The sequence below is a fragment of the Amycolatopsis sp. NPDC098790 genome (assembly GCF_044759945.1).
Taxonomy (GTDB): domain Bacteria; phylum Actinomycetota; class Actinomycetes; order Mycobacteriales; family Pseudonocardiaceae; genus Amycolatopsis.
Genome location: NZ_JBIWAI010000008.1, coordinates 1 through 22,391, shown reverse-complemented (window position 1 = coordinate 22,391; position 22,391 = coordinate 1). Strand labels below are relative to the sequence as shown.

Genomic DNA, 22,391 nt, shown 5'->3' with positions numbered 1-22,391 from the left:
GACTCGCGGCGTCGTGGCGAGGACCGGCCTGCCACGATGTGCGCATGGAATCGCAGCAGGCCGGAGTGGCCGCTCTCGCCCGCGAGATCGAGGAGTTCATGGCCGCGGGCGGCTGGGACCAGCCCCCGCAGCTGTTCGCGCTGGTCCCGACGGCGGCGCTGCTGGACGAGCAGCCGGAGCTGGCCGGGCAGCTCGACCGGGCGAACCCGCTGACGCCGGTCGCGCAGGAAGCGCTGCCCGAAGGCGACCTCGCCGACGCGCTGGCCCGGATCGCGTGGCCCGACATCGTCATCGGGTGCGCGCTCGCGCAGGAGATCATCGTGCTGCCGCCGGGCTCGGAGTCGGAGCTGCCGGACGTCGCCGAGGCCGACGCCGACAGCCTGCGCCGCGCGGCCGCCGACCACCCGCAGCGGACGGAGGCCCGCCTGGTCGCCGCGGTCCTGCGCGACGGCGAAGGCGCGTGCGCCATGCGGCTGCGCGGGATGGGCGGCGACGAGTCGGTCGACGAGATCGTCGAGAGCCCGGACCTGGCGCCGAACCTCCTCGAGGCCCTCAAGGCGACGCTCCTCCCCTAGCAGGACGCCGTCGGGCGGCCCGCCTTGAGGTTGGCCAGCTGGGCGAGCGCGTCGTCCAGTGTGGACACCTTGATGAGGTTGAGCCCGGCGGGCGCGTTCGTCTTGGCCTCGGCGCAGTTGTGCTCGGGCACCAGGAAGTCGGTCGCGCCGGCCTCGCGGGCGCCGACGACCTTGAACGAGATCCCGCCGATCGGGTCGACCTCGCCGGTCTCGGTGATCTCGCCGGTGCCGGCGATGTGCCGCCCGCCCGCGAGGTCGCCGGGCTGCAGCCGGTCGATGATCGCGAGGGTGAACATCAGGCCGGCCGACGGGCCGCCGACGTCCTGCAGCGAGATGTTGACGGTGAAGGGGGCGTCGGCGCGGTCGACCGCGGTGAGGCCGATGAAGCCCTCCTTGCGGTCGGGCCGCGAGGCGAGCGTCAGCGGCACGGTCCGCTCCGGCTGGCCGTCGGACTGGAAGGTGATCTGGACGGTCTGGCCGGGCAGCGTGCCGGCCAGCGCGTTGCGCACGTCGGCGGCTTCGACGATCTTCTTGCCGTTGACGGTGATCAGCTTGTCGCCGGGCGAGAGCACGTGGTCGGCGGGGCTGCCGGAGACGATCTGCTTCGCCAGCACCTTGATCGGGTAGCCGAGCTTGCGCAGGGCGGCGACCTGCGCGTTCGTCTGCGAGTCCTGCAGCTGCTGGATGTTCTCCTGCTTGACCTGCTCGTTCGTCTCGCCGGGCTTGAAGTACTCCTCGCGCGGCGCGAGCGCGTAGCGGCCGCTGGCCCAGAAGCCGAGGCCCTGGAAGAGCGTGACGCCGTCGTGCAGCGAGACGGTCGTCATCCGGAGCTCGCCGGTGGTCTGGAAGGTTTCGTGGCCGGTGACCTGGATGACGGAGTTGCCCGCGGCGTCGCGACCGAGCGTGTCGTAGGTCGGGCCGGGGCTGATCGCCACGAACGGCACCGGCACGACCAGGCCGAGCACCACGAAGACGAGGAACAGCGAGCCGCTGACCACGAGCGTCCAGCCGCGGCGGGTCATCCGCCCGGCCTCGCCGGCGGGCTCGGCGCCGGGGTCCGGGCTGCTCTTCGCGGGCGCGGTCTGCTCGGAGGACTTGGTCACGCGTGACAGCGTACGGTGACCGTGTTCGCTTGTCGGTGAAGGCCACGCACATGGGTCCGGTTGACGCGCTCAGCGGCGTCCGACCCGCGTACGGTGGACACATGAGCAAACCCCCGTTCGGCTTCGGACCGTCCGATCCCGACAAACGAGGTGAGAACGAGCCTTCGGAGCCCTCCGGTGCCGAGGCCTTCAACCAGCTCGGGCAGATGCTGAGCCAGCTGGGCCAGATGCTCAGCCAGGCCGGCAGCTCCAGCGGGCCGGTGAACTACGACCTCGCCAAGCAGATCGCCCTGCAGAACCTCGGCAGCGCCGGCAACACCGGCGAGAGCCGCCTCGGCTTCCGCGGCGGTGACGACGCGAACGCCGCCGTGCGCGACGCCGCCCACCTGGCCGAGCTGTGGCTCGACGCGGCCACGGTGTTCCCGGCCGGCGCGACGTCGACGGTCGCCTGGTCGCCGCGCACGTGGGTCGAGAAGACGCTGCCGACGTGGCAGCGCCTCTGCGACCCGGTGGCGCAGCAGATCTCGGGCGCGTGGATGCAGGCGCTGCCGGAAGAGGCCAAGCAGGCCGCCGGACCCCTGTTGCAGATGATGGGCCAGATGGGCGGGATGGCGTTCGGCTCCCAGCTCGGGCAGGCGCTGGCCCAGCTGGCGTCGGAGATGCTGACGGCGTCCGAGATCGGCCTCCCCCTGGCTCCGGCCGGCACGTCGGCGCTGCTGCCGGCGAACATCGAGAAGTTCGCCGAGGGCCTGGAGCTGCCGAACAGCGAGATCCTGGTGTTCCTGGCCGCCCGCGAGGCGGCGCACCAGCGGCTGTTCACGCACGTGCCGTGGCTGCGCCAGCGCCTGCTCGCGACGGTCGAGGAGTTCGCCCACGGGATTTCGGTGGACACGTCGGCCCTGGAGTCCCTGGCCGGCCGCATCGACCCGGCCAACCCGGCGAGCATCGAGGAAGCGATGTCGTCGGGCCTGCTGGAGCCCCAGACGACGGAGGAGCAGAAGGGCGCGCTTCGCCGCCTGGAGACGTTGCTCGCCCTGGTGGAGGGCTGGGTGGACGTGGTGGTGGCGGAGGCGGTCGGCGACCGGTTGCCGGGAGCGGACGCGCTGCGCGAGACGCTGCGCCGCCGCCGGGCCACGGGCGGCCCGGCCGAGCAGACGTTCGCCACGCTGGTGGGTCTGGAGCTGCGTCCCCGCCGCATGAGGGACGCTTCGAACCTGTGGAAGCTGGTGGGCGACCGCCACGGTTCCGACAAGCGCGACGGCCTGTGGTCCCACCCGGACCTGATGCCGACGGCGGAGGACCTGGACGAGCCGATCGACTTCGCGGACCGGGTGGGCGAGACGGGGTCGTTGGACGACCTGGACCCGATCGCCGAGCTGGAGCGCACGGAGCGTTCGGAGCGCGAGGAGAAGAGCAAGAACACCCCGCCCGAGGAGGGCGAGACCCCGGCGTAGTGCTGGGTCGTTTCCGGGAAGCCGGTGGTCCGCAGACCACCGGCTTTCTGCTTTCCGGGACCGGCCCGAATCAGCGGCCGGAGCAACCCGCGGGTCACCCCGGCCACCGACCAGCTCACTCCTCGATGTCGATCCCCCACCCGGCGGCCGCGGCCAGCCCCTCGAGGTATCCCATCGCCCGTTCCGTCTTCGGGTACCGCCGGACCAGCGCCCAGAACGCAGCGTCGTGCCCGGGCTCACGCAGGTGCGCCAGCTCGTGCACCAGCACGTAGTCCAGTACCCAGGGAGGCACCTTCCGCAGCCGGTCGCTGACCCGGATCGTCGCGTCGACCGGCGTGCACGACGCCCACCGCGTGCGCATCGGCGGCACCCAGCGGACGCTCGCCGGCATCGCGGTGCCATCCAGGTACTTGCCCGCCAGCAGTGCGCAGCGCGCCAGCAGGGCTTCGTCCGACGTCTTCGGGGGCGCCGGCCGGCGTGGTTCCGCGCGCTGCAGCTTGCGCTCCATCTCGGCGACCCAGTGTTTCTCCTCCGCCCTGGTCATCCGCGCGGGGATGAGCACGACGAGCGTGTCGTCCTTCCAGTACGCGGTGACCGTCCGGTGCCGGCGCTGGCTGCGCCGCACTTCGACCTTGTGTCCAGGTGTGTCCGACGGGGGGTTCGTCTCCCCCCTGCCTCTCAGCGAGGGCGTCCGTGCTTCGACCACCCGACAACGGTAAGGCCAGGCACCGACAACTCCGAGCGCGTTGAGGTCACAGACCCGAGTTGTCCACAGCCCTCTTCAGTTGTGGACAACTCGGCCTCACGAGCGCCTTCCGGGGCTCGGCGGTCGCCGCCGGGTGCCATCCTGCGGACATGATCCTCTCGACCGCGGACATGCCACCGGTGCTCCTGCCGGCCCATCCCGCCCTGCTCCCGGGCATCACCGTGCTCGAACGCGGGTCGCGGGAGATCCAGCTCGGGCTCGACCCGCGCCACGGCGTGATCGTCGAAGGGCTGCCACCCGGACTCGTCGAACGGCTGCGCGCACTGGACGGCAGCGAGCACGTCGAGCGGCTTTTGCTCGCGGAGAGCGAACACCGCGATCAGCTGCGGACCCTCCTCCGGCAGCTGACCGCGCTCGGCCTGGTCACCGACGCGGGTGATCCGGGCGGACCGGGCTTCCGCGGCGAAACCGGCCTCTGGTCACTGCGCGCCCGCCACCACCAGCCGGCGCTGGCGGACCGGCGCCGCGCCACCGCGGTCACGGTGCAGGGCGACGGCCGGGTGGCGGTCGCGGTCGCCGTGCTGCTGGCCAACGCGGGGATCGGCCACGTCGAGCTCGAACTACCCGGCACGGTGACCGAACACGACCTGGGCACCGGCTTCACCCAGGCCGACCTGGGCCGGCCCCGGCGGCAGGCCCTCGGCGACCTGCTCCGCCGTGTCGACCCGGCCGTCCGCGTCACCCGCCTGCACGACCGGTACCCGGAGCTGGCGCTGCTCACCGACGCCGTCGTCCCGGCGCCGGAGGTCGTCGCCGAGCTGATGGCGGACGGCGTCCCGCACCTGCTCGCCCGCGTCCGCGACGGAACGGCCATCGTCGGCCCGCTCGTGGTCCCGGGCCGCAGCTCCTGCCTGCGGTGCGCCGACCTGCACCGGACCGACCTCGACCCGTGCTGGCCCCGCGTCGCCGGTCAGCTGACCGGCCGGCACCAGCGGCCCGACCTCGGGGCCGTCCACGCCTGCGCGTCGCTGGCCGTCGCCCAGGCCATGCGGCTGCTCTCGCCCGCGGAACCGCCGCCGCCGGCGTGGAACGCGACCCTCGAGATCGACGCCTTCGACGGCCGCATCCGCCACCGCGGCTGGCCCCCGCACGCCCGGTGCGGGTGCGGCGCCCCGGCGGTGCAACAGGAGACGTAGGCCACTAAGTCGCCGCGAGCAGGCTGCGCGCCGCCGAGGACGCAAGGCAGAATCGCGGAGGTGACCGACTTCCGCGACCCAGGCGATCGTGACACCGCGATGCCGCGCAAGGGTGCCGCCCGCACGGCCAAGCTCGCCAGTCTTCCGCTCGGGATCGCCGGGCGGGCGGTCGGCGGGTGGGGCAAGCGGCTGGCCGGTCAGAGCGCCGAGCAGGTCAACGCGACGCTGTCCGCGAAGGCCGCCGAGCAGCTGTTCGAGGTGCTCGGCACGCTCAAGGGCGGCGCGATGAAGTTCGGCCAGGCCCTGAGCGTGTTCGAGGCGGCGGTGCCGGACGACATGGCGAAGCCCTACCGCGAGGCCCTGACGAAGCTGCAGGCCGCGGCGCCGCCGATGGCGGCCCGGCAGACCCACCGCGTGCTCGCCGAGCAGCTGGGCCGCACCTGGACCAGCCGGTTCGCCTCCTTCGACGACGAGCCGGCGGCGGCCGCGAGCATCGGCCAGGTGCACCGCGCGGTCTGGCACGACGGCCGCGAGGTCGCCGTCAAGGTCCAGTACCCGGGCGCCGACGAGGCGTTGCGCAGCGACCTGCGCCAGCTGCAGCGGTTCAGCAGGCTGTTCCAGGCGTTCGTGCCCGGCACCGAGGTCAAGCCGCTGCTGGCCGAGCTCTCCGAGCGGATGAACGAGGAGCTCGACTACCAGGCCGAGGCCCAGCACCAGCGCGCCTTCGCGAAGGCGTTCGACGGCGATCCGGGCATCCTGGTGCCGCGCGTGGTGGCCAGCGCGCCGAAGGTCGTCGTGACCGAATGGGTGACCGGCACCCCGTTGTCCAAGGTCATCGCGGACGGCGACCGCGAGACGCGGAACCTGGCGGGCCGGCTGCTGGCCGAGTTCCACTACTCGTCCCCCGAGCGCGTCCACCTGCTGCACTCCGACCCGCACCCGGGCAACTTCATGATCACCGGCGACGGCCGGCTGTGCGTCATCGACTTCGGCGGCGTCGCCCGGCTGCCCGACGGCATCCCCCGCCACCTGGGCGAGATGACCCGGCTGGCCCTCGACGGCGAGTCCGCCGAGCTCATGCGCGTGCTGCGGGAGAACCGGTTCATCCGGCCCGACAGCGACCTGACCGCGGACGAGGTGCTCACCTACCTGGCGCCGTTCACCGAGCCGCTGGCCGAGCCGACCTTCCACTTCACGCGCAAGTGGATGCAGAAGCAGGCGTGGCGCGTCGGCGACAGCCGCGGCAACGACTTCCGCGTCGGGCGGTCGCTCAACCTGCCGCCCGAGTACCTGATGATCCACCGCGTGACGGCCGGGTCGACGGGCATCCTCTGCCAGCTCGACGCGGAGATTCCGGCGCGCGGCATCGTGGAGCGCTGGCAGCCCGGGTTCGCCGCCTGAGTTGTCCACAGGCCGGGCCGCGAACGCGCGGATTCCGGCGAGTTGTCCACAGCTGCGGGGAACGGGGTTCCACCCGGTTGGCCGAGCCGTCATGCTCGATCCATGACCGCTACTCACTGCACCGACCCACTGGCCCTCAGTAACCCCGGCACGTGCGAGGTGATGAACCTCGAACAACTGAGGAAAGCCGGGATATCGGACCGAAGAACCCGGCGGCTCTGCGGCCCCGGCGGGCCGTGGCGCCGCCTGCACCCCGGTGTCGTCCTGCTCCGCAACAGCACCCCGACGCGGCAGCAGCGGCTGCACGCGGCGCTGGTGCGCTACGGCCCGCGGGTGGTGATCACGGGCGCCGACGCGTTGCGGGCCCACGGCGTGCAGTGCCCGGCGGACGGCGAGATCCGCCTGCTGGTCCCCGACCACTGCCGGGTGGCGCCGTGTGATGGTGTCAGCGCGGCGCGCACGGCGAGGATGCCGGAGCCGGCGGTGGTCGACGGGCTGCCGTTCGCCCCGCCGTCGCGAGCAGCGCTCGACCTGGCAAGGGCCGACCCCGACCCGGCGCGGATCCGGCACCTGCTGACGCTCCCGCTCTACTGGGGGCTGTGCGACCGCCATGAGCTGATGACGGAGCTGGCGGAGGGCCCCCAGCGCGGCACGGCGTTGGTCCGGAAGGTGCTCCGCGAGCTCGACGAGGGACCGATCCAGGCGCACGGCCTGGCGGCGCAGGTGATGGACATGGCCCGCCTCCCGCAGCCGACGTGGGACGTGACGGTCTGCGACCGCCGAGGCCGCCGCATCGGCGAGGCGGACGCGTGGTGGGACGAGCTGGGCCTGGCCTGGCAGTACCGCTGCGGCCCGGGAACGGGCGGGTTCTCCCACCTGGCCCTGGCGGCAACGGGGATCGTGCTGGTCCGCTGCACGGTCCGCCAGCTGAAACAGGTCCCCCGCGAGGTGGCCCAAGAGCTGGCCCACGCCTTCGGCGACGCATCCCGCACCCCGCGTCCCAAGGTCCGAGCCATCCCGATGACCCCCATCGGAGACGCGGCATGAGGCAGACAGATCACCAGTACTCGTCGGGCAGCTTGCCCTCGATGTCACGCACGTGCTGCCGCGCGCAGTCCGGGCACAGCCACGTCAGCGTCCCCCGCTCGCGGCTGGCCACCCAGGCGAGCGCGGTAGCCGGGTCGTCGTCAGAGCTGCGGATCCGGCCACAGCGCGTACACCCAACCTGCTCGGGCGCGCTCACGGCAACCGTCCACAGTGGATCGCCTTGGCACCGAACAGGAAGAGATCGTCACGCCGGCCGAGGAAGTCCGGCCCATCCGGATCGGTCAAGGCCGCGACGGCCAAGCGATCATCGGCATCGAGCCGCTCCCCGGCCGACTCGGCAAGCCACCCGATCCGGTGCACGACGTACTCACGCAACAGGTCCGAGCCGGGCATGGGGTGATCAATGAGCGCACCGAACGACTCGACATCCTCGAGCCCGGCCTCCCGAAGGGCGCGCGGCCAGCCATATGGCATGGCGACGCTGCCGGGCAGCCCAGCCCGCATCCCGGCGAACCACTCACCCCGAGCGGCGAGCAACCGCTGCTCGAGCCCGGGCCGCCCAACCCCGACGTCCCAAGGAAGGCACCGCATCTCGAGCCCACCCTCACCGACGGCAAGCACCCCACCCGGCCGCACCAGCCCGGCCAAGGCACGCAAGGCGGCCTGCTGATCACCGACGTGGTGCACAACGCCCGACGCCCACACAAGATCAGGAGCAGGAACCCGTTCGGCGAGCCGCGGATCGGCAAGGTCCCCGTGCACGCCGACGACCTCAACGTCCGCACCGCCGGCCTCACCGACGGCGCGCTGAGCCTCGGCCAGCAGAACGGCGGTGGCATCGAGTAGCACAACGGTGCCCCCACCCCGCCGAGCAAGCTCACGAGCAAAGAGCACGCTCATGCCCCCAGCCCCGCACCCGACATCGAACACGGTCGGCCGAGCCCGAAGGAGCTCAACCAACCGCCCCGCAACGGGCGCAAGCGCACCGGCATCAAGGGCATCGGCCATGCGCAGCTGAGCGAGCCGGTCGGCCCAGTCGATGTCGTGATGGGTGTGTGCGGACATCACCCCATTGAACACCAGCAACCCCGCCACGAACGGCACCCGAAGGAGACTCCGACTCAGCGGAGAGGTGCCGGCTGCCCAGCTGCGAACACGGGAGATTCCCGGCTGCCCACCGCGCTGCCGCCGGCCGCGAGCACCGCCCGCTCCTCGGCCACCGAAACCTCCGCCGGCGGCGCCCGCACATCCTGCGGCCCAGCACAGGATGCCCATTCCCCAGCGGGCGGCGAGCACGGCAGCGCCACCACATCGCCAGCCGCGAGTGCCACCCCCTGCCCCGGCCAGCGAAAATCCACCGGCACCGGTCGTCCGCTGAACAGCACAACGGCCCCCACCGCCCGAAGGCGGCGGGGGCCTGCGCTCAGTTCTGGTCCAGCTGGTACCGCTCCGCTCGGCGGCTCGCCCATCGGGCTACCCGCGTCCAGCGGCGTACGGCACGCGCGCTACCTCGGGCCCGCTGGGCGCGGACCCCTTCCTCCAGATCCCGTATTCGGGCCCTGGACAGTTCTTCGTAAAGCAACATCTCGCTGATCTCCTCGATCTCGGTCTTCGTCAGTTGCAGCTGCGGACGGCTCATCCGCGCTTCGTGGTCTTTCGTGGTGACCGGTTCGACGCTCATGCGGCGGCACTCCGGTGATCGCCGCCGGCCTTGGCCGCGGCGGGCTCGACAGCGGCGTTCTTGCGCGGGCGGCCACGGGGCCGCTTGCGCGCGATCACGACGCCGCGCTCGAAGATCTCGCCGCCCCAGACGCCCCAGGGCTCGCGCCGGGCCAGTGCACCCGCGAGGCAGGCCTCGCGGACCGGGCAGTCGGCGCACTGCGCCTTCGCGCGCTCGAGCTCGGCCGGGGACTCGGCGAACCACAGGTCCGCGTCGCCCGAACGGCAGGGCAGAGCCGCGTCCGGCACGGCGATCGGGTCGAGCAGGTCGGCGAATATTGCCTCACCCGAGGTGTAGGCGATGGCCGAAGACATGGCAGTTCCTCCTTGTGTCGCACGGGTTTTCGGTTGGGAGATGGAGCTGGGCAATGCTGTTCCTCTTGGGTTGTGCAGCCAAAAACACGAAGGCCGCGGATCCGGGTTTTCCGGTTCCGCGGCCTTCGTGAGCCTCTGTCCTGACTAGGTCAGGAACTTCGCTCCCGTATCGACAACGGAACACGGAACTGCTTGATGGTCGGCAGATCGGCCTGCGGGTACGCGGCGACAACGCCCTGCGTCCCGAAGACGACGACACCGGTGGCCCAACGCCGCTCGACGCGACGCATGCCACGGATCTCGTGCGCGCTCACGGACACACCGGTGCCCGGGCGCTGAGCAGCCGAGACTTCCCCGGCGCAGGACAGACGGGTGCCTGGATTCGTGAGCGTCATGTTGCTGATCATTTCACCGGCACCTCCTTCTGTACTCTGCACACACGGCCGCCGAGCGGCGCTGTGTCTAGGCTCTGCACGTGGATCCCCAGCCGAGCCCTTCGGGCTCGGTACTGGCAGGTTATTGCCCCCCACCACACCGGGGCAACTCAATTAACGGGAAAATCCTCGAAGTTACGAAGATCGCCCCTGAGCAGCGGGTTCGCCGCGTGGATCATGGCCCGGACGCGGTCAACACCGCACGAGCGGCCCCGCACGGGGAGCCCACCGCCGAGGCCCCCGACCGCGCGGAACGCCGACGCGGCCAAACCGCACCCGCCTCCCCCGCCGCGCGGACGACCCACCCGAACCGACCCGAACCGCGCGTCGCTCCCGGCACGACCGCCCCGATCAAGCCGCCTCCGCCGAACCGAGCGAACCGCCCGCAGCCCCGGCACGACCACCCGAGCCGACCCGAACCCGCCAGCCGACCTCGGCACGGCGACCCGCCGGCATCGCCGCGACCGCGAGGATCAAGCGGCCCAGGGCGCGACCAGCCGAACCGAGGCAGACCGTTCCAACCTGGCGCGATCACTCGGCCCCGGCCGAGCCACCTGCCAACCCCAGCCCAACCACCGGGCCCAGCCGAACCGCCCACCAACCCCAGCGCGGCCGGCCTCAGGAACTCGCCGAGGCCCGGACGACCCCGAGGATCTCCGTTCCGAACCGCTCCAGCTTCGTCGCCCCGATCCCCGAGATCGACACCAGCGCCGCTTCATCCGTCGGGCGCTGCTCCGCGATCGCCATCAGCGTCGCGTCCGTGAACACCACGAACGCCGGCACCTTCAGCTCGCGGGCCCGATCCCCGCGCCACGACTTCAGGCGCTCCAGCAACCCCTCGTCCACTGTGGACGGGCAGCGTCCGCACCGGCCCAGCTTGACGTCGATCGTCTCCAGCAGCGGGCCGCCGCACACCCGGCAGCGCGTCTTGATCGGCGTCGACGGCTTCTGCTGGGTTCGGGCCGCCCTCGCCGCCGGGTGGTCCTCCGGGATCAGGCCGTACAAGAACCGGCTTCGCCGCCGGTTGCGGCGTCCTCCCGGCGTCCGGGCCAACGCCCACGACAGCCACAAGTGCTCGCGGGCCCTCGTCACGCCGACATAAAACAGCCGGCGCTCCTCCTCGATCGCCGCTTCGTCGTCGCCCGCGTGGAGGATCGGCATCGTGCCCTCGGCCAGGCCGACCAGGAACACCGCGTCCCACTCCAGGCCCTTCGCCGCGTGCAGCGACGCCAGCGTCACGCCCTCCACCGTCGGCGGGTGCTGGGCCGCCGCTCGCTGGTCCAGCTCCGCGCAGAAGCGCGGCAGGTCGGCGTCGGAAACCGTCGATGCCAGTTCCTCCGCCAGCTCGACGATCGCGAGCAGAGCGTCCCACCGCTCCTTCGCGGCGCCGCCCGCCGGCGGGGACTCCGTGAGGCCGACGCGGGCGAGCACCGAGCGGACCGTCGTCACCAGGTCGGAGCTGACGTCGCCGCTCGCGGCGCGCAGTGCCGACATCGCCTGGCGGACCTCCGTGCGGTTGAAGAACCGCTCGCCGCCGCGGACCAGGTACGGGATGCCCGCCTCGGCCAGCGCCGACTCGTACGCCTCGGACTGCGCGTTCACCCGGTACAGGACCGCGATCTCGCTCGCCGCGACGCCGCCGTCCAGCAACTCGCGCACCCGGCGGGCGACGGCTTCGGCCTCGACCGCCTCGTCGTCGAACTCGGCGAAGCGCGGCTCCGGGCCGGACGGCCGCTGGCCGATCAGCTTCAGGCGCGACCCCGCCGGCCGCCCGCGTGCGGCGCCGATGACCCGGTTCGCCAGCGCGACGACCTCGGGCGTCGACCGGTAGTCGCGCTCGAGCCGGACGACCGTCGCGTCCGGGTAGCGGCGGGTGAACTCCAGCAGCGACCGCGGGGACGCGCCGCCGAACGAGTAGATGGTCTGGTTGGCGTCGCCGACCACGGTCAGGTCGTCGCGGCCGCCGAGCCACGCGTCGAGCAGGCGCTGCTGCAGCGGCGTCACGTCCTGGTACTCGTCGACGACGAAGCAGCGGTAGCGGTCGCGGAACTCCTCCGCGACGACGCCGTGCTCCTCGAGCACCGCCGTCGTGTGCAGCAGGAGGTCGTCGAAGTCGAGCACCTGCGCCGCGTTCTTCAGCTCTTCGTACGTGCGGTAGACCTCGGCGACCTGCGCCGCCGGCGCCGGGATGTCGCGCTGGGCGCGCGCGGTGACCGCCGGGTAGTCGTCCGGGCCGACCAGTGACGCCTTCGCCCACTCGATCTCGCTCGCCAGGTCGCGCAGGACCTCGGTCTCGGTGCCGAGCCGGTGCCGGGTGGCGGCCTGGCCGACGAAGCGGAACTTGTTTTCCAGCAGGTCCCACGGCCGGTCGCCGACCACGCGCGGCCAGAAGTACCGCAGCTGACGGCGGGCGGCGGCGTGGAACGTCAGCGCCTGCGCCGCCTCGACGCCGAGGCCGCGCAGCCGGGTCCGCATCTCGCCCGCGGCGCGCGTCGTGAACGTGACGGCGAGCACCTGACCGGCGGAAACGTGCCCCGATCGGACGAGGTGGGCGATCCGGTGGGTGATCGTCCTGGTCTTGCCCGTGCCGGCGCCGGCGAGCACGCAGACCGGCCCGCGAGGGGCGCCGGCGGCGGCGCGCTGCTCGGGGTCGAGGCCATCCAGCAGACGGGTCACACTCTTGGGGGGAAGTACGCCGGTCACGTCCCGCATCCTCGCAGAGGGGGACGGGGAATCGGGTCAGGGGCACGCGGCCGTATCCTGGTCATATGGCGGGACAGCAGGACAAGGAAGCGGCCAAGCAGGCCAAGAAGGAGAAGCGCGCGGCGAGCAAGGCACGCCGTGGCCAGCTCTTCGAGGCCTTCAAGATGCAGCGCAAGGAAGACCCGTGGCTCATCCCGTGGATGGTCGGGTCGATCGTCGTCGTCGCGGGCGTCTTGTTCGGGATCGGGTTCTTCTTCGACGCGCAGTGGGTGCTGCTGCCGCTGGGCCTGGTGCTCGGCGCCCTGCTCGCCATGATCATCTTCGGCAGGCGCGTCCAGAAGACGGTCTACGGGAAGGCCGACGGCCAGCCCGGCGCCGCGGCGTGGGCGCTGGAGAACCTGCGCGGCCGCTGGAAGGTGACGCCGACCGTCGCGGCGACGACGCAGCTCGACGCCGTGCACCGCGTGCTCGGCGGCCCGGGCGTCGTGCTCGTCGCCGAGGGCGCGCCGCACCGCGTCAAGACGCTGCTCGCCCAGGAGAAGAAGCGTGTCTCGCGCCTGGTGGGCGACACCCCGATCTACGACGTCACGATCGGCCACGAAGAGGGCCAGATCCCGCTGAAGAAGCTGCAGGGCTTCCTGATGAAGCTGCCGCGCAACCTCAAGCCGGCCCAGGTCGACGCCCTCGAGGCGAAGCTGGCCGCGCTCGGCAACCGCGGCGCGGCGATGCCGAAGGGCCCGATGCCGGCCGGCGCGAAGATGCGCAACGTCCAGCGCACGATCCGCCGTCGCTGACCCCGCGAACGACGAAGGCCCCGTCCGAGCTCGGACGGGGCCTTCGTCGTTCAGCGCATCTTGATGACGACGGTGCCGGTCAGCCGGTCGAGCCAGCTGCGGCCGTCGGCGTTGCGGACCGCCGCCGGGATGATCACGAACGTCAGCACCGCCCGGACCAGCGCGCGCAGCGGCCCGACCAGCGCGGCGCCGTCGAGCCGGGCGACGCGGATGCCCATCACACCCATTCCGGGGGTGAAGCCGAAGAAGCCGGCGGAGAGCACCGAGATCACCGCCCACACGCCGCCCGACCAGAGGTTGAACTCCTGCATCGCGGCCGGGTCCTGCAGGCTGGGGTGCAGGAAGATGGCAGTGACCAGGGCCGCGACGACGAGGTCGACGATCAGCCCGAGCAGCCGCGCGCCCCCGCTCGCCGCCGAGCCGACGCCGGATTCGGGCAAACCGAACTTCTCACCCGGCCAGCGCTGATCAGCGTCCTGCCGGCCCTCGCCGGTGCCGGGCAGCCATTCTCCGGTCCATCTCGCCACCCATCCAGGGTATGCCGGTGGCGCGGACCACATCCGCCCTGGTCGGATAGCCGGTATCCACCCACCCGTTAACACCCGCGAAACATACGGGTGACGGTCGGGCAACACCGCCCTCTTAGCGTGAGCCGAAGAGAGCACTGCCGTACGAGCTCGAACGAGAAGGAGTCACCGAGGGTGCCCACTACTCCAGACGACATCCAGCGCCTCATCGCCGACGAGGACGTCGAAGTTGTCGACGTCCAGTTCTGCGACCTGCCCGGCGTGATGCAGCACTTCACGGTCCCCGCCAAGGCCTTCACGGAAGAGGCTTTCGAAGAGGGTCTCGCGTTCGACGGCAGCTCGGTGCGCGGCTTCCAGTCCATCCACGAGTCCGACATGCTTCTCCTGCCGGACGCGGCGACCGCGCGGATCGACCCGTTCCGCAAGGCGAAGACCCTCGCCCTCAACTTCTTCGTGCACGACCCGTTCACGCGTGAGGCGTACAGCCGTGACCCGCGCAACATCGCGCGCAAGGCCGAGCAGTACATCGCCGAGTACGGCGTCGCCGACAACGTGTACTTCGGTCCCGAAGCCGAGTTCTACATCTTCGACTCGATCCGCTTCGACTCCGCCGAGCACGCCTCCTTCCACGAGATCGACTCGGTCGAGGGCTGGTGGAACACCGGCGCCGACGAGGTGGGCGGCAACCAGGGCTACAAGACGAAGTTCAAGGGCGGTTACTTCCCGGTCCCGCCGGTCGACCACTTCGCCGACCTGCGCGACGACATCGTCCGCAACCTGACGAACATCGGTTTCGAGATCGAGCGCGCGCACCACGAGGTGGGCACCGCCGGCCAGACCGAGATCAACTACAAGTTCAACACGCTGCTGCACGCGGCCGACGACCTGCAGCTGTTCAAGTACATCGTGAAGAACACGGTGTTCGCGGCGGGCAAGACGGCGACGTTCATGCCGAAGCCCCTCGCCGGCGACAACGGCTCGGGCATGCACTGCCACCAGTCGCTGTGGAAGGACGGCCAGCCGCTGTTCCACGACGAGTCGGGCTACGCCGGCCTGTCGGACACCGCGCGCCACTACATCGGCGGCCTGCTCAAGCACGCGCCGAGCCTGCTGGCCTTCACGAACCCGACGGTGAACTCCTACCACCGCCTGGTCCCGGGCTTCGAGGCCCCGGTTTCGCTGGTCTACTCGCAGCGCAACCGCTCGGCTTGCGTCCGCATCCCGATCACGGGCAACAACCCGAAGGCCAAGCGCGCCGAGTTCCGCTGCCCGGACTCCTCGGGCAACCCGTACCTGGCGTTCTCGGCGATGATGATGGCCGGCCTCGACGGCATCAAGAACAAGATCGAGCCGCCGGACCCCATCGACAAGGACCTCTACGAGCTCCCGCCCGAGGAGGCCAAGGACGTCAAGCTGGTCCCGGGCGACCTGGGCACGGTCCTCGACACCCTCGAGGCCGACCACGAGTACCTGCTCGAGGGCGGCGTGTTCACGCCGGACGTGATCGAGACGTGGATCTCGTACAAGCGCGAGAACGAGATCGACCCGCTGCGCCTGCGCCCGCACCCGTACGAGTTCAGCCTGTACTACGACGTGTGATGCGGTAGCACCACCCCGGACACGCCGGTGGTGAGGAGCGAAGAGCCCTCGCCACCGGCGTTTCTTCTATTCAGCCGTCGACATCAGCTTCAGGTCCGCTCCCGCGGCTTCGTACTTGGCTCGCGGGTCCGGGACCAACTTGCGGATCTCCAGGTCCATCAACCCCAGCGTGCAGGTGATCTCCGCGGCCAGCGTGCCGTCCAGCTTGTAGATGTTCGAGTCCATCTTGAACGTCTTGCCGCTGCCGAACTTGACGTCGCACGTCACGTCGACCTCGTCGCCCGCCCTCAGCTCGCGGCGGAACACCACGTGCGTCTCCAGCAACACTGACGCCACGCCGGGGAGGCCCTCCAGTGCGCCGGCCGCCTCCAGTAGCTCGAGGCGGGAGACCTCGCCGTACGAGTGGTAGACGGCGTGGTTGAGGTGGCCCAGGGTGTCCAGCTCGTAGTGCCGGACCTTGATCCGGGTCCGGAACGGCTCGCGATCGGTCACCGCCCCACTGTAGGTCAGGCCTCGTAGAACAGGTGCTCCACCACGGTGTGCGCCCGGCGCGTGAGGCGGCGGTACGTGTCCAGGAACTCGCCAGGGTCGTCTTCCGCGGACTGGCCCAGCACCCTCGCCACCGCCGCCAGGTCGCGGCCCGAGCCCGGGACCTCGTCGACCGCCTTGCCGCGCACCAGCATCCCCGCGTTGCGCACCCTCGTCGCCAGCAGCCACGCTTCGCGCAGCGAGTCCGCTTCGGACTCCGAAGCCAAGCCCGCCGATGGCAAGCACGCCAGCGCGTCGAGCGTCGACGTCGTGCGCAGCGCCGGGACCGAGTGAGCGTGCTGGAGCTGCAGCAACTGGACCGTCCACTCGACGTCGGCGAGGCCGCCTCGGCCCAGTTTCGTGTGGCGCGTCGGATCCGCTCCGCGGGGCATGCGCTCGGTCTCCACGCGCGCCTTGATGCGGCGGATCTCGCGCGCCTTCGTCCCGTCCAAGCCGCCCTCGGGGTAGCGGATCGGGTCGATCATCGCGATGAAGCGCTCGCCCAGGTCGTCGTCGCCCGCGACGAACCGGGCGCGCAGCAGCGCCTGGGCCTCCCACACCTCGCCCCAGCGCGCGTAGTACGTGCGGTACGACTCCAGCGTGCGCACCAATGGCCCGCTCCGGCCCTCCGGCCGCAGGTCCGCGTCGACCTCCAGGGCCGGGTCCGAGCTCGGTGCGCCCAGCATCTTCCGGACCGTCTCCGCGACCGACGACGCGAACTTGACCGCGTCGGCATCCGAGACCCCTTCGGACGGCTCGCACACGAACAGGACGTCGGCGTCGGAGCCGTAGCCGAGTTCGGCGCCACCGAGCCGGCCCATCCCGATCACCGCGATGCGCGCGGGCGTGCGGCCCAGCTCGGCCTGGCGCTGGCGGAACGCCGCGGCGAGCGCGCCCTGCAGCACCGCGACCCACACGCTGGACAGCGCTTCGCACACCGCCGGCACGTCGAGCAGGCCGAGCAGGTCCGCGCACGCGACCCGCAGCAGCTCGTGCCGCCGCAACGACCGCGCGGCCGCGACCGCGGCGTTCAACCCCGGCTGACGGCGGACGGCGGCCCGCAGCGACGTCGCCACCTCGGCGGGCGTGCGGCCCAGCAGCCGGGCCGGGTCGCCCAGGAGCCTGAGCACCTCCGGCGCGCGGACCAGCAGGTCGGGCACCAGCCGGGACGTGCCGAGCAGCAGCGCCAGGTTTTCGACCACCGTGCCCTCGTCGCGCAGGACCCGCAGGTACCACGGCGTGTCTTCGAGGGCCTCGGACACCTTGCGGTACGACAGCAGGCCGCCGTCGGGGTCCGGGGTGTCGGCCAGGAGGTCGAGCAGCACCGGCAGCAGCGCCTGCTGGATCGCCGCGCGTCGCGACACGCCGGACGTGAGGGCCTTGATGTGTTGCAGCGCGCCGTCGGGTGCCGTGTAGCCGAGCGCCGCCAGCCGGCTGGCCGCCTGCTTGGTCGTCAGGCGCAGCGCCTCGGTCGGCACGTTCGCGACGGACTGCAGCAGCGGCCGGTAGAAGATCTTCTCGTGCAGGCGCCGGATGCCCTTGCCGTGCTTGCGGAACTCCGCCAGCAGCGCCTCGCCCTGCGTCTTGCCGCCGCCGGCCTTGATCCCGCTGGCGCGGGCGAGGATCCGCAGCTCGTCGGTGTCGGACGTCGCCGGGAACAGGTGCGTGCGACGCAGCCGCCGCAGTTGCAGCCGGTGTTCGAGCATCCGCAGGAACTCGTACGACGCACCCAGTTCGGCCGCGTCCTGCCGGCCGACGTAGCCGCCTTCGCCGAGCGCGGCGAGTGCGTCCATCGTGGACGGTGAGCGCAGATCGGCGTCGATGCGGCCGTGCACGAGCTGCAGCAGCTGGACGGCGAACTCGACGTCCCGCAGCCCGCCGCGGCCCAGCTTCAGCTCGCGCTCGGCGTGCTCGGACGGCACGTGCCCCTCGACGCGGCGGCGCATCTGCTGCACCTCGCCGACGAAGTTCTCGCGGTCGGCCGCCGCCCACACCAGCGGCGCGACCATCTCGGCGTACTGGCGCCCGAGCTCGGCGTCGCCGGCCACCGGGCGCGCCTTGAGCAGTGCCTGGAACTCCCAGGTCTTGGCCCACTTCTGGTAGTAGCCGTGGTGGCTTTCCAGCGTGCGGACGAGCGCGCCGGCCTTGCCTTCGGGCCGCAGCGCGGCGTCGACCTCGAAGCACGCCTTCCCGACGATCCGCATCGTCGTGCTCGCCAGCCGCGTCGAGACGCCGAGGTCGTCCGCGCCGACGAAGATGACGTCGACGTCGCTGACGTAGTTGAGTTCCCGGCCGCCGCACTTGCCCATGGCGATGATCGCCAAGGTGCCTTCGGCGGACGTGCCGACTTCGGCCTCGGCGACGGCGAGCCCGGCGGCGAGGGCGGCCTCGGCCAGCTCGGTCAGCTGCGCGGCGACCTCGGCGTAGTGCGGGTGCTCGAGCCCGTCCTCGACGAGGTGGCCCAGGTCGGCGGCGGCGATGCCGAGCAGCTGGCCGCGGTAGGCGACCTTCAGCGCCTGCTCGGCCTCGGTGCCGGTGAGCACCGAACCGTCGTCGCGCACGAGCGCCGTCCGCAGGTTTTCCCGGTAGCAGGCGGAATCCGTGCACTTGTCGCCCAGCAGCGACTGCCACTGCGCGGGGTTCGCGGCGAGGAAGTCGGCCAGGGCGCTCGACGTCCCGAGCACGCCGAAGAGGCGGCCGCGGAACGTCCGGTTCGCGCGCAGCTGCTCGTCGAGCCGGGTCCACTCGGCGTCGTCGGCCTCGCGGATCCGGTCGATCCCGCGCAGCGCGAGGTCCGGGTCCGCGGCGCGGGACAACGCCGCGATGACGTCGGTGGCGGTCTCGACCGGGCCGCCGTCGTCCCACCAGCCGGCCGCGCGCAACTGACCCTCGGCACGGGAGTCGGTGAAGCCGTACCTCGCCGCCGAAGCGGTCGTTCGCGCGCGGTCTGCCATCACCGACCACCGTATCCCGCGGGCCCCGGCTCAGGCGGCCAGCTGACCCGGTTCGGTTCCGGCGGGCGTCGGCTCGGGCACCTGGAAGCTGTGCGCGGTGACGGGGTGGCGGCGCGAAAGCAGCCAGATCCCGACGCCGACGCCCAGCCCGACGACGCCGACGGCGATGGTGCCCGCGGCGCCGAGCGAGGCGATCTTGCCGGAGATCGCGCCGACGATCGCGGCCGCGGGCAGCGTGAACAGCCACGCGACGACCATCCGGCCCGCCATCCGCCAGCGCACCGGCGCCTCCCGGCGGCCGACGCCGGAGCCGACGATCCCGCCGGAGCACACGTGCGTCGTCGACAGCGGGAAGCCCAGCCGCGACGAGACCAGGATGACCAGCGCCGAGCTCGTCTGGGCGGCGAAGCCCTGCGGGCCTTCGATGTCGGTCAGGCCCTTGCCGAGGGTGTGGGTGATGCGCCAGCCACCGAGGTAGGTGCCCGCCGCGAGCGCGCAGGCGGCGCTGATGATCACCCAGACGGGTGGCGCCGCGCCCGCCGGCAGGCTGCCGGCGGTGACGAGCGTGAGCGTGATGACGCCCATCGTCTTCTGCGCGTCGTTGGTGCCGTGCGCGAGCGAGACGAGCGACGCCGAGACGACCTGGCCGACCTTGAACCCGCGCGTGGCCGGGCGGCCGCGCACGAGGAAGCGGTAGACGAAGTACGTCGCGCCCATCGCGACGACCCCGGCGATCACCGGGCTCGCCGCGGCCGGGACGAGGACCTTCTCGACGATCTTTCCGAAGTGGACCGAGTCGGTGCCCGCGGAGATCCAGGTGGCGCCGATCAGGCCGCCGAACAGGGCGTGCGACGAGCTCGACGGCAGGCCGACGAACCACGTCACGAGGTTCCAGACGATCGCCCCGATCAGCCCGCCGAACACGATCGACGGGCCGATCTTGGTGTCGTCCACCAGGCCGCTGGAGATCGTCTTGGCGACCTCCACCGACAGGAACGCGCCGACCAGGTTCAGCACCGCGGAGATCGCGACGGCGACGCGGGGCTTGAGAGCGCCGGTCGCGATCGACGTCGCCATCGAGTTCGCGGTGTCGTGGAACCCGTTCGTGAAATCGAAAACCAGGGCCGTGACGACTACGAGCACGACCAGCAACGAGGGCTCCACCCCGACCTCCGAACGCCCTTGTGGGGACTCTTCCCGCAAGGTACCTGACGGGTGACGCCTGGCGTTAACAGGCTGTTGCTTATCGTGACGCCTGCCGTTAAGCCAGTGGTAACGACCGTTGACTGTCGGCGGCGGGCTCGAGTTCTCCGGCGGCCAACCGGACGAACCGCTGCGCGAACGGCCGCCAGGTTTCCTCGATGTCTGAGTGGACGGTGATCAACGCGTCGTGCTCGAGTGAGCCCGGACGGGCGAATTCCGCCATCTCGGGCTCATCCGCGGCCCAGCTCTCGACGACGAGGGGCGTCGTCTCGATGTGGAACTGGACACCGTAGACACACCGGTTGAACCGGAACGCCTGGTTTTGGTACAGCGGCGCGGAAGCGAGCAGCTCGGCGCCGGGCGGGAGCCGGGTGATGGCGTCGTTGTGGAACTGCAGGACGTCCTGCACGAGCGGCAGGTCGGCGAAGAGCGGGTCGGTCCACGCCGCGTCCTTCTTGCTGACGAGCTGCGGACCGACCTCGGGCCCGTCCGGCCCGACCTCGACGCGGCCCCCGGTCGCGACGGCCAGCAGCTGCGCGCCGAGGCAGATCCCCAGGGTCGGGATCCGCTTCGTCGCGGCTTTCGCCAGCAGCCGCCGGACGTCGGCGAGCCAGGGGTGTTTCGCGTCGTCTTCCGCGGCCATGCCGCCGCCGAGGCAGACGACGCCGCGGTAGCCGTCGAGGTCGTCCGGCAGGGCGTCCTTCGGCGGCAGCCGGAGGTCCAGCTCCGCGCCGGCGCCGGTGAGCCAGTCGCCGAGGGGGCCGAGCGGGTCCGACGCGTCCGGCTGGATGATGAGCAGTCGTGTCACGCTTTTCAGGGTAGGTCAGCAGGCGCAGCGGATTCCCGGGGCGGCGGCTCCTTCCACGGGGTAGCCGGCCGCGATCCACGCGGTGATGCCGCCGGAGAGCCGTTTGACCCGGAAGCCGAGCTGGGCGAGCTCGAGGGCGCCCTTGGTGGCGGCGTTGCAGTTGACGCTCTCGCAGTAGCAGACGTAGACGACGTCCCGGTCGAGGTGTTTCGTGCTTTCGGCCGTCATGTCCCGGTAGGGGAGGTTGACGGCGCCGGGGATGCGGGCCTGGGCGAAGGCTTCGGGCGCCCGGGTCTCGACGATCACGTAGCCGTCGGTGTGGCCGGCTTCGAGGTCCCGGACGAGGTCGTCGGGGTCGACCTCGAAGGCGAGCTCGGCGCCGAAGTACTGCGTGGCGGCTTCCGGGGCCGGGGCGGGGACGGCGAGGATGCGTGTCATGGGGTAAATCCTGCTGGTGGCGGGGCTTCCGCCACAGGGCAGAATCGGCGTGGAAGCCGGGGCCGCCCGAGGATTTCCCGGCTGTGGCCCTGTTCGACTTGGAGATTCAAGGTGGACCTCGACGACGTCGACTGGCAGCTGCTGGAGCTCCTCCAGGAGGACGGCCGGCTGAGCTTCTCGGAGCTGGGCCGCCGGGTGTCGCTGTCGGGATCGGCGGTGACGGAGCGGGTGCGCCGGCTCGAGGAGCGCGGGGTGATCACGGGCTACGCGGCCCGGGTGGACACGGCGAAGCTGGGGCTGCCGATCGAGGCGCTGGTGCGGGCCCGGGTGCGGAGCCTGGACACGCCGCGGTTCCGGACGGCGGTGCTGCCGCTGCCGCAGGTGGTCTCGGCGGATCACATCACCGGTGACGAGTGCTGGATCCTGCGGGTGCTGTGCCGGGACACCGGGGAGCTGGAGGCGTTGGTGGAGAAGGTGCAGCGGTACGGCGAGACGACGACGTCGCTGGTGTTGTCGTCGCCACTGCGGAGCCGGCCGGCACCTCGGCCGCGTTCGGTCTGAGGTCGCCTGGCGGCTCTCGCGAGCGGGCGTTGCTCCGGGCGGCGTGCGGTTCCGGACCTGCCGGTAGCCGCCTTCGCGGGCCGCGGCCTCGCCTCATTTGCTCGCGTGGGCGCGCGGTTCGTTCGGGCCGGCTCGAGTGGATGCAGGCATGCGGCGTCCGCGGGCATGAAAAAAAGGGCCCGGGCCGGGAGACTCGCGTCTCAACCGGGCCCAGGCCCTTCTCCAAATTAGGTTCGGCGGTGTCCTACTCTCCCACAACCCTTCGGTTGCAGTACCATCGGCGCTGTCAGGCTTAGCTTCCGGGTTCGGAATGGGACCGGGCGTTT

The 22,391-nt window shown here is 71.7% G+C and carries 22 protein-coding genes and 1 rRNA gene; 8 read left to right on the top strand and 15 right to left on the bottom strand.

From position 1 onward, the window contains the following. The first annotated feature begins 44 nt into the window (after positions 1-44). Complete coding sequence (locus tag ACIQWX_RS43695) at positions 45-575, top strand: PPA1309 family protein (RefSeq protein WP_400884396.1); 531 nt, start codon at positions 45-47, stop codon at positions 573-575. On the opposite strand, the gene ACIQWX_RS43690 is transcribed toward ACIQWX_RS43695, so the two are convergent. Further along, the gene (locus ACIQWX_RS43690; RefSeq protein ID WP_400885326.1) at positions 572-1,597 is read right to left on the bottom strand and encodes a PDZ domain-containing protein; all 1,026 of its coding nucleotides are present in this window, start codon (positions 1,595-1,597) and stop codon (positions 572-574) included. The two genes, ACIQWX_RS43695 and ACIQWX_RS43690, sit on opposite strands and share 4 nt — an antisense overlap. A 182-nt stretch (positions 1,598-1,779) precedes the next feature. Between ACIQWX_RS43690 and ACIQWX_RS43685 the strand changes: the two genes are divergently transcribed. Next, positions 1,780-3,132, top strand: a complete 1,353-nt coding sequence (locus tag ACIQWX_RS43685) for a zinc-dependent metalloprotease (RefSeq protein ID WP_400884395.1) — start codon at positions 1,780-1,782, stop codon at positions 3,130-3,132. A 115-nt stretch (positions 3,133-3,247) separates the two neighbouring features. Here ACIQWX_RS43685 and ACIQWX_RS43680 read toward each other — a convergent pair whose 3' ends face one another. Further along, positions 3,248-3,757: a M48 family metallopeptidase gene (locus tag ACIQWX_RS43680; RefSeq protein ID WP_400884393.1), complete on the bottom strand. Its 510-nt coding sequence runs from the start codon at positions 3,755-3,757 to the stop codon at positions 3,248-3,250. A 230-nt stretch (positions 3,758-3,987) separates the two neighbouring features. Between ACIQWX_RS43680 and ACIQWX_RS43675 the strand changes: the two genes are divergently transcribed. The 3 genes from ACIQWX_RS43675 to ACIQWX_RS43665 all read left to right on the top strand — a co-directional run bounded on the left by ACIQWX_RS43675 (position 3,988) and on the right by ACIQWX_RS43665 (position 7,482). Further along, a complete protein-coding gene (locus ACIQWX_RS43675; protein WP_400884392.1) occupies positions 3,988-5,034 on the top strand; it encodes a hypothetical protein in 1,047 nt (348 codons plus the stop codon). A gap of 60 nt (positions 5,035-5,094) precedes the next feature. Next, positions 5,095-6,435 carry an ABC1 kinase family protein gene (locus tag ACIQWX_RS43670; RefSeq protein WP_400884390.1) on the top strand — a complete coding sequence of 447 codons (1,341 nt, stop codon included), beginning with the start codon at positions 5,095-5,097 and terminating at the stop codon, positions 6,433-6,435. Positions 6,436-6,597: 162 nt separating this feature from the next. Beyond that, positions 6,598-7,482, top strand: a complete 885-nt coding sequence (locus ACIQWX_RS43665) for a hypothetical protein (RefSeq protein WP_400885325.1) — start codon at positions 6,598-6,600, stop codon at positions 7,480-7,482. A 10-nt stretch (positions 7,483-7,492) separates the two neighbouring features. Here the strand turns inward: ACIQWX_RS43665 and ACIQWX_RS43660 are convergent, their stop codons facing one another. From ACIQWX_RS43660 to ACIQWX_RS43635, 6 genes are all read right to left on the bottom strand, one after another. After that, the gene (locus tag ACIQWX_RS43660) at positions 7,493-7,678 is read right to left on the bottom strand and encodes a hypothetical protein (protein ID WP_400884388.1); all 186 of its coding nucleotides are present in this window, start codon (positions 7,676-7,678) and stop codon (positions 7,493-7,495) included. Further along, a complete protein-coding gene (locus ACIQWX_RS43655; RefSeq protein WP_400885322.1) occupies positions 7,675-8,547 on the bottom strand; it encodes a class I SAM-dependent methyltransferase in 873 nt (290 codons plus the stop codon). The genes ACIQWX_RS43660 and ACIQWX_RS43655 overlap by 4 nt, the downstream gene beginning before the upstream one ends. 358 nt (positions 8,548-8,905) lie before the next feature. Next, the gene (locus ACIQWX_RS43650) at positions 8,906-9,163 is read right to left on the bottom strand and encodes a hypothetical protein (RefSeq protein WP_400884386.1); all 258 of its coding nucleotides are present in this window, start codon (positions 9,161-9,163) and stop codon (positions 8,906-8,908) included. Further along, positions 9,160-9,516 (bottom strand): WhiB family transcriptional regulator, encoded by a 357-nt coding sequence (locus tag ACIQWX_RS43645; protein WP_285999640.1) that lies wholly within the window; start codon positions 9,514-9,516, stop codon positions 9,160-9,162. The genes ACIQWX_RS43650 and ACIQWX_RS43645 overlap by 4 nt, the downstream gene beginning before the upstream one ends. Positions 9,517-9,665: 149 nt before the next feature. Next, on the bottom strand, positions 9,666-9,923 hold the full coding sequence (locus ACIQWX_RS43640) for a hypothetical protein (RefSeq protein ID WP_400884384.1): 258 nt from the start codon (positions 9,921-9,923) through the stop codon (positions 9,666-9,668). Positions 9,924-10,568: 645 nt separating this feature from the next. Then, entirely contained in the window at positions 10,569-12,662 is a 2,094-nt protein-coding gene (locus ACIQWX_RS43635; RefSeq protein ID WP_400884382.1) for an ATP-dependent DNA helicase UvrD2, read from the bottom strand. Between the two features lie 56 nt (positions 12,663-12,718). On the opposite strand from ACIQWX_RS43635, the gene ACIQWX_RS43630 reads away from it, so the two are divergent. Then, positions 12,719-13,447, top strand: a complete 729-nt coding sequence (locus ACIQWX_RS43630) for a DUF4191 domain-containing protein (protein ID WP_400884380.1) — start codon at positions 12,719-12,721, stop codon at positions 13,445-13,447. A 50-nt stretch (positions 13,448-13,497) separates the two neighbouring features. On the opposite strand, the gene ACIQWX_RS43625 is transcribed toward ACIQWX_RS43630, so the two are convergent. Further along, positions 13,498-13,887 carry an RDD family protein gene (locus ACIQWX_RS43625; RefSeq protein ID WP_400885320.1) on the bottom strand — a complete coding sequence of 130 codons (390 nt, stop codon included), beginning with the start codon at positions 13,885-13,887 and terminating at the stop codon, positions 13,498-13,500. A 261-nt stretch (positions 13,888-14,148) separates the two neighbouring features. On the opposite strand from ACIQWX_RS43625, the gene glnA reads away from it, so the two are divergent. Further along, entirely contained in the window at positions 14,149-15,573 is a 1,425-nt protein-coding gene (gene glnA, locus ACIQWX_RS43620) for a type I glutamate--ammonia ligase (protein ID WP_400884378.1), read from the top strand. Positions 15,574-15,639: 66 nt separating this feature from the next. On the opposite strand, the gene ACIQWX_RS43615 is transcribed toward glnA, so the two are convergent. The 5 genes from ACIQWX_RS43615 to ACIQWX_RS43595 form a co-directional block, all read right to left on the bottom strand. Continuing rightward, positions 15,640-16,065, bottom strand: a complete 426-nt coding sequence (locus tag ACIQWX_RS43615; protein WP_400884376.1) for an acyl-CoA thioesterase — start codon at positions 16,063-16,065, stop codon at positions 15,640-15,642. Between the two features lie 14 nt (positions 16,066-16,079). Then, positions 16,080-19,055, bottom strand: a complete 2,976-nt coding sequence (locus ACIQWX_RS43610; RefSeq protein ID WP_400884375.1) for a bifunctional [glutamine synthetase] adenylyltransferase/[glutamine synthetase]-adenylyl-L-tyrosine phosphorylase — start codon at positions 19,053-19,055, stop codon at positions 16,080-16,082. A 30-nt stretch (positions 19,056-19,085) separates the two neighbouring features. Further along, entirely contained in the window at positions 19,086-20,219 is a 1,134-nt protein-coding gene (locus ACIQWX_RS43605) for an anion permease (RefSeq protein WP_400884373.1), read from the bottom strand. Between the two features lie 97 nt (positions 20,220-20,316). Beyond that, a complete protein-coding gene (locus tag ACIQWX_RS43600) occupies positions 20,317-21,066 on the bottom strand; it encodes a type 1 glutamine amidotransferase (protein WP_400884372.1) in 750 nt (249 codons plus the stop codon). A gap of 15 nt (positions 21,067-21,081) precedes the next feature. Then, positions 21,082-21,504, bottom strand: a complete 423-nt coding sequence (locus tag ACIQWX_RS43595) for a rhodanese-like domain-containing protein (protein ID WP_400884371.1) — start codon at positions 21,502-21,504, stop codon at positions 21,082-21,084. A 111-nt stretch (positions 21,505-21,615) separates the two neighbouring features. On the opposite strand from ACIQWX_RS43595, the gene ACIQWX_RS43590 reads away from it, so the two are divergent. Continuing rightward, a complete protein-coding gene (locus ACIQWX_RS43590; RefSeq protein ID WP_400884370.1) occupies positions 21,616-22,065 on the top strand; it encodes an Lrp/AsnC family transcriptional regulator in 450 nt (149 codons plus the stop codon). Positions 22,066-22,296: 231 nt separating this feature from the next. On the opposite strand, the gene rrf is transcribed toward ACIQWX_RS43590, so the two are convergent. Next, positions 22,297-22,391, bottom strand: a 5S ribosomal RNA gene (gene rrf, locus ACIQWX_RS43585); the annotation flags it as partial.